The sequence below is a fragment of the Lutimonas sp. genome (assembly GCF_051011215.1).
Classification (GTDB): Bacteria; Bacteroidota; Bacteroidia; order Flavobacteriales; family Flavobacteriaceae; genus Lutimonas.
The window spans coordinates 1-5,747 of sequence record NZ_JBPCUJ010000124.1 but is presented as its reverse complement, the minus strand read 5'-3'; the positions used below and the strand labels follow the sequence as shown (position 1 = coordinate 5,747).

At 35.4% G+C, this 5,747-nt stretch carries 5 protein-coding genes and 1 pseudogene; 2 read left to right on the top strand and 4 right to left on the bottom strand.

What is annotated here, in order from left to right:
• From ACR2MV_RS12095 to ACR2MV_RS12080, 4 genes and pseudogenes are all read right to left on the bottom strand, one after another.
• Window positions 1-181 (bottom strand): annotated as a pseudogene (locus ACR2MV_RS12095) (adenylate/guanylate cyclase domain-containing response regulator); the annotation flags it as partial.
• A 15-nt stretch (window positions 182-196) separates the two neighbouring features.
• Window positions 197-571, bottom strand: a complete 375-nt coding sequence (locus ACR2MV_RS12090; protein ID WP_434022177.1) for a response regulator — start codon at window positions 569-571, stop codon at window positions 197-199.
• Window positions 572-629: 58 nt separating this feature from the next.
• Window positions 630-4,361, bottom strand: coding sequence for a sensor histidine kinase (locus ACR2MV_RS12085; protein ID WP_434022176.1), 3,732 nt, complete (start codon window positions 4,359-4,361; stop codon window positions 630-632).
• 161 nt (window positions 4,362-4,522) lie between these two features.
• The gene (locus ACR2MV_RS12080; RefSeq protein WP_434022175.1) at window positions 4,523-4,891 is read right to left on the bottom strand and encodes a glyoxalase; all 369 of its coding nucleotides are present in this window, start codon (window positions 4,889-4,891) and stop codon (window positions 4,523-4,525) included.
• Window positions 4,892-5,018: 127 nt separating this feature from the next.
• Here ACR2MV_RS12080 and ACR2MV_RS12075 point away from each other — a divergent pair, with 127 nt between their 5' ends.
• Together ACR2MV_RS12075 and ACR2MV_RS12070 are read left to right on the top strand one after the other, a co-directional pair.
• Window positions 5,019-5,306: a hypothetical protein gene (locus ACR2MV_RS12075; protein ID WP_434022174.1), complete on the top strand. Its 288-nt coding sequence runs from the start codon at window positions 5,019-5,021 to the stop codon at window positions 5,304-5,306.
• 131 nt (window positions 5,307-5,437) lie between these two features.
• The coding region (locus tag ACR2MV_RS12070) for a serine hydrolase (protein WP_434022173.1) at window positions 5,438-5,747 on the top strand (310 nt) is incomplete at its 3' end.

Genomic DNA, 5,747 nt, shown 5'->3' with positions numbered 1-5,747 from the left:
TGTTGATATCACTTAAAATAAGATCAACATCTTCATGTTTTGCCAATTGTTCCAGGGCATGCCTGCCATTTTCTGCAAAAACAAAATCGTATTCATTATTGCGAATTTTCCGTCTGAAACGCTGTTTTATAAGAATTTTTAAATCCTCTTCATCATCAACAACAAGTATTTTAGTCATCATCTTACTGCAATGTTTTTAGTTGATTAATCCTTTAATTTCTTCTTTTAATGAAACAAAATCTATGGGTTTGGTAAAAAACTCTTTGGCCCCGGAATTGATGGCCCTGTTATAATTATCACTGTCTCCATAGGCAGATATCATACTTATTTTAATATCCGGATACAGTTGCTTCACTTCTTCAAGAAGCTCTAAACCAGTCATTCCGGGCATGTTTATATCTGAAAATATATAAACTACCTTTGGCGGGTTGCTACGCTGAAGTATATCCAATGCTTCCTGACCTGAAAAAGCAAAGACCAATTCAAGACTTTTACTCTTAACTTCCTTTCTAAATTTTTGTCTGAATAATAATTCTACATCTTTCTCATCATCGACTACTAAAATTCTCATGCTCATTTTATTTTATTGTTAGGGGGCAAATTATTTTTTATTTCAAAATTTGATTATTCTATTTCTTTATTGGAATATAAATGACAAACTCAGTGCCTTTTCCTGGTTCTGTATTTAACTCAATAGCACCTCCATGACCCGTAGTGACGATATCATAAGCCAGTGACAAACCTAATCCAGTACCTTTACCAGTTGGTTTGGTAGTAAAGAAGGGCTGAAAGATTTTATCTTTTATCTCCTGCGGGATTCCCGGACCATTGTCCTTAATTGAAATCCTGGCCTGGTTCTTTAGTTTCTTGGTGCTCACGGTTACCTGGGGTTTAAAACCTTCAACCTGGTCCTTTTCCGGTATAGAGGTAACCGCAAAAAAAGCATTATTAATAATGTTGAGAACCACCCTGCCTATATCTTGTGGAATGATCTCAACCTTCGGAAGCGTCTCATCAAAATCAGTTTGAAAATCCGCATTAAACGATTTATCTTTTGCTCTTAATCCATGATAGGCCAAACGTAAATATTCATCTGACAGCACATTCAGATCAACAAATTCTTTTTTACCAGAGCTGTTTCTGGAATGTTCCAACATTCCTTTGACAATGCTACTCGCACGTTTGCCATGATGGGTGATCTTTTCAAGATTTTGAACAATATCCTTGGAAATATCTTTGGCTTCACCTAAGTCACCTTTTTCTAATTCTTCGTTCATTTCGTCAATCAGCTCAATGGTGACTTCAGAAAAATTATTGATAAAATTCATGGGGTTTTGAATTTCATGAGCTATGCCTGCAGTTAGTTCTCCCAAACTGGCCATTTTTTCAGATTGTATGAGTTGTGATTGGGTTCCTTTTAACTCATTTATGGTTTTATTCAATTCTTGTGTTCGTTCGTTCACTTTTTCTTCTAAAATTCGATTCTCTTTTTTCAACCACCTAGAGCGATAATTTAAAATTGCAATTCCTAGAAGCAGAAACAATACAGCAAAAATCAAAATGGCCCACCATGTTTGCCACCAAAGAAGTCTGGGCATCACCGAAAAATCAAATTCAGAAGGCTCACTCCAAACTTCATTAATTCCCTTTGCTGCAACTTTAAAAGTATAATTGCCTTCAGGTAAATCTCTATAATTTTTACTGATGGTTTTGTTGGTTATGTCGTTCCATTTATCATCATATCCTTCTAAAATGTAACGATAAACAATCTTGTCCTGATTCTTAAACTGCAGCGCCCCGTAGCTAAAACTCAAGTAATTCTGATTATAGGGTAGTTTTAAACCTTTGGGAATTTTATAAGCTCCTTCAACAGTATCCCATTCGATCTTATTCTGCGTCTTATAACTTGAAATTAAGTCATTCTTATCCTTTACGACGCTAATATTAGATTCCCAGGCCCAAACAGTATCTATTGATTTTAAGCGAGATTCAATAAGTTCGATGTCATAAAAATCTTGTTTTTTGTCATAAATCTGGATTCCAGTTAATTCTGGTAAAACAGTTGTATCGTCTGATTTAAAAGTATCAACTACAGTGATTACTTGGCTTTCTACACCTGCCCACAACCTATCTTCCTTATCCAAACTAAAGCTATTCATATTGAAATCTAAATAAGATAGCCCTTGATTTTTAGCCAGGGTATTGACTTTCCAAAACGCCTCAGAACTATCTGCATTACCAGTAGACTCTAGCATAGTTAAGCCTTTCGAAGTTCCAAGAATCATCTTATTTTTTCGCTTTATCAATGCATATACGTCATTACTTGCAAGACCCTGACTCATTGAAAATGATAATAGATTGTTAGTCTCTAAATTCAGACGTTCAACACCCAAATCTGTCGCAATCCAAAAAATGCCAGGCCCTCCTTGAAAAAGTGAATAAACATTATCTGAAATTAGACCATTCGTGGCACCAATCTTCATTCGCTTATTATTGGAAGGATCCAGTATATGAATACCAATCCCCCGACCTGCCAGCCAGATTCGTTGCTGATCATCTTCAATGATGTTATCAATTAAATTAGCATCCCCAATTGAATCAATTACATATTTATTAATGACATTATTCTTTAGGTCAATAAAAAATAGATCTCCATTATTTCCACCCATCCAATAATTACCATTATTATCTTCCAACATCGATACAATCCAACTACTGTCAAAAATTTCAGGATTGTTGGTAAACTGTTTAATCGTGTTATTCTTAACATCTATCAAATCGACTCCTGATCTTAATCCAAATGACCAAACCCTACCTTTTGAATCTTGTAAAAGACGGTTGCTTCTGTCATTAGACAGTCCGTTTTTTTTTGACAAATGCTTTAATTCCCCCTTAACCGGATCATAAATATCAATTCCATTTAAACCACCCATCCAGGTTTTCCCATCTTTTGTTTGAATAGTTGACCAATACTCATTTCCACTCAGACCATCCTCCATCGTAAAATTCCCTGGATTAGCTCCCTTTGGATCATATAAAAATACTCCTTCCCTTAAGGTAGGAACCCAGAGCTGTCCTTGACTGTCTTCTATTAAACCCCAAACACCCACAAAAGTGTTCTTTTCTCTTATTTTTATCTTATCGAGTGTCGAATTTGACTCATCGTATTTATACAATAACCCATTATCTGTCCCTATCCAGAAAACGCCATTAGCTCCTTCATAAATATCCGAAACAGCGTTCTGACCCTTCATCTCAAAAGGTTCATTGAAATAGTGTATTTTTTCTTTTGAAGGGTCAAGAATCGTCAACCCACCCTTCGTTCCAATCCATATTCTTTTTTGACTATCTTCTCTGAATTTAACCACAAAATCATCCAATAAACCATCCTTGGAAGTGAAGGTGAAATTTTTACCTGCTTGTTTGTCAATTATGTTGATTCCTTTGGCTGTAGTGAGCCATATTAAGCCTTCACTGTCTTCGTAAGCCTCTATTAATAAATCTGTATCTAAGAGCCCATGTTCAGGTGTAATTCTCTGAAGTGACTTAGTATCGAAATCAATGATGTCATATCCCAGTCTAACATTTGACGCCCAGATTCTACCATTTGAGTCAAAGGAAAAATCATTGTATCCATTTTTAACATCTGGAATCATTAGTTGAAAAATCAATCGTGCATCCAAATCAATACCCATCAAGGATCCGCGATTATCTACCACCCAAATCCTATTTTTGGCATCCTCTTTAACAAGTACCAAAGGATTGGATGTTAAACCTTGCTCCTGACTATACAGTTCAAGGTTGATCCCATCATATCTGGCAAGACCTCCATTTCCGGCAAGCCACACAGCTCCTTGACTATCAATTATTTGAACCTCAATAGTCCCAGGGTAACCAAATCCTTCACCAAGTGTCATTACTCCTTTAGAGGCCCTTTCTGCAACCTCATAAAAACCAGTTTTTATCATCTTAGGCTGACCTAAAACACTTACTTTTACATCAAAATCAATGGTTGGCAAACTATCCATAACCAAATCAGTTTGAGGTAAATCATCCCAGTTCAAAGTTTTTGCCGGAAAGGTTCCTAAACTTTGCGATGAAACTACATCAAAGGGTTTTGAAGCCAGGTTGTTGAAGTTTATTCTCCTGCTGGGCCATGTTGAAGGCGAAGGTAATTTCTTAGAAGAAAAACCTAAGGTGTCAACATCGGAAATCTCAAAGGTTTTTTTTAATGGCTGCAGATACTCACTCTCATTTTCCGGAAAAGGAGGCGCTTTTTTTTCCTCTTTACAAGCGTAAAAAATTAGGAGAAATATAATAAGCATCAACCCGATTTGAGGGTTTAATCGAATTTTGTTCATCTTGGATTTGGTTCAGTTTGAATAAATTTCACCCGGCATTTGTTCCGGTTGTAAAGAAACTTATCCTTTAAAAATACAATAATCTTTTGAAAACTAGAAACATGCGATCGCCAATACTACAAAAACAGCTTCACCGGAACACAAATTGACCTTAAAAAATACTAAATGGTTGAAAGAAGTCTTTCCTTTCCCATTGAATAAATTCTTCTATTGACTTCTGAATCCATCAGTTGGTAATCCCTGAATTCCCCCTCCGTAAATTGACCTAAAATCAGTCCTCTAAATTCCGTTTTGAACTGATGATCCTTTATGAAAATCCGGGAAATCAATTCTTGTTTCTTTATTCTGCTAAGTTCATGGAAATTTATCTTTTTCTTTTTAGTATATCGTTCAAAAAATGCTATAATTAAGTCATGTTGTAATTTTAAAATTGGACGCAACACACTATTTTGAAATTGTTCAAATTCACTTTGATCAGAGATATTTGAATTGATTTTTATCTGGGGTCTGATACTTAATTTGTCATTCATTGTATGTTCAGAATTGATGTAATAATCTATTGAAAATCTGTTATCAAAAGATACGAAGAAATTGAATTTCAATCTGGATTTTCCTTTTTTATTATCTTTAGGGTTCAACAAATCAAAAATCAAACCTATGCACGTTCAATTCATACGATTAAAATCAAATCTACCAGAGGAAGAGTTACTTAGAAAAGCCAAAGAAAGAGAACCTCAGTTTAAGGCTATAAGCGGGCTTTTACAGAAATACTACGTTAAAATGAATGAACCTGGCCAATATGGAGGGATTTATATCTGGGATTCAAAAGAATCAATGATAGCTTATAAAAATTCTGATTTGGCAGCGGGCATTCCGGCGGCCTATCAAATTTCAGAGCCACCTGCGATTGAAATCATGGAGCTACTTTTTCAATTAAGAAATTGATCCTTTTTAAGAACTTTATGGACCAGCTCTTTTCTTTGTCTTAACTGCTTATACAAGACCCTCAAAAACGCCACACGATTTTTAAAATTCACCTTATCAACTGATTATTTTTTTACTAAAAACCTACTACGATGAAACCAATCAAACTCTCAATTATTCTTGCTTTCTTACTATTTTACTCGGGTCTCACTTATGCGCAGTCGAATGAGAAAACCACCTCCGGAGTATCTATCGATCGACTAAAGCACTATGATAATTTCATAAAAAATGAAGTTGAATCCGGAAACATTCCCGGGGCAAGTACTTTAATAGTGCGTGATGGAGCAGTTGTTCATGAAGCTGCATACGGATATAAGGATGTAACTTCAAAAAGCATCCTAAAGGTAAACGACATATTCTATATTCAATCTATGACTAAACCTATTGTTTCTGTCGCCTTTA

Bases quoted from the DNA above. Each gene is read 5' to 3' on its own strand.
- ACR2MV_RS12085 (WP_434022176.1), bottom strand. From the start codon at position 4,361: ATGAACAAAATTCGATTAAACCCTCAAATCGGGTTGATGCTTATTATA.
- ACR2MV_RS12090 (WP_434022177.1), bottom strand. From the start codon at position 571: ATGAGAATTTTAGTAGTCGATGATGAGAAAGATGTAGAATTATTATTC.
- ACR2MV_RS12080 (WP_434022175.1), bottom strand. From the start codon at position 4,891: ATGAATGACAAATTAAGTATCAGACCCCAGATAAAAATCAATTCAAAT.
- ACR2MV_RS12075 (WP_434022174.1), top strand. From the start codon at position 5,019: ATGCACGTTCAATTCATACGATTAAAATCAAATCTACCAGAGGAAGAG.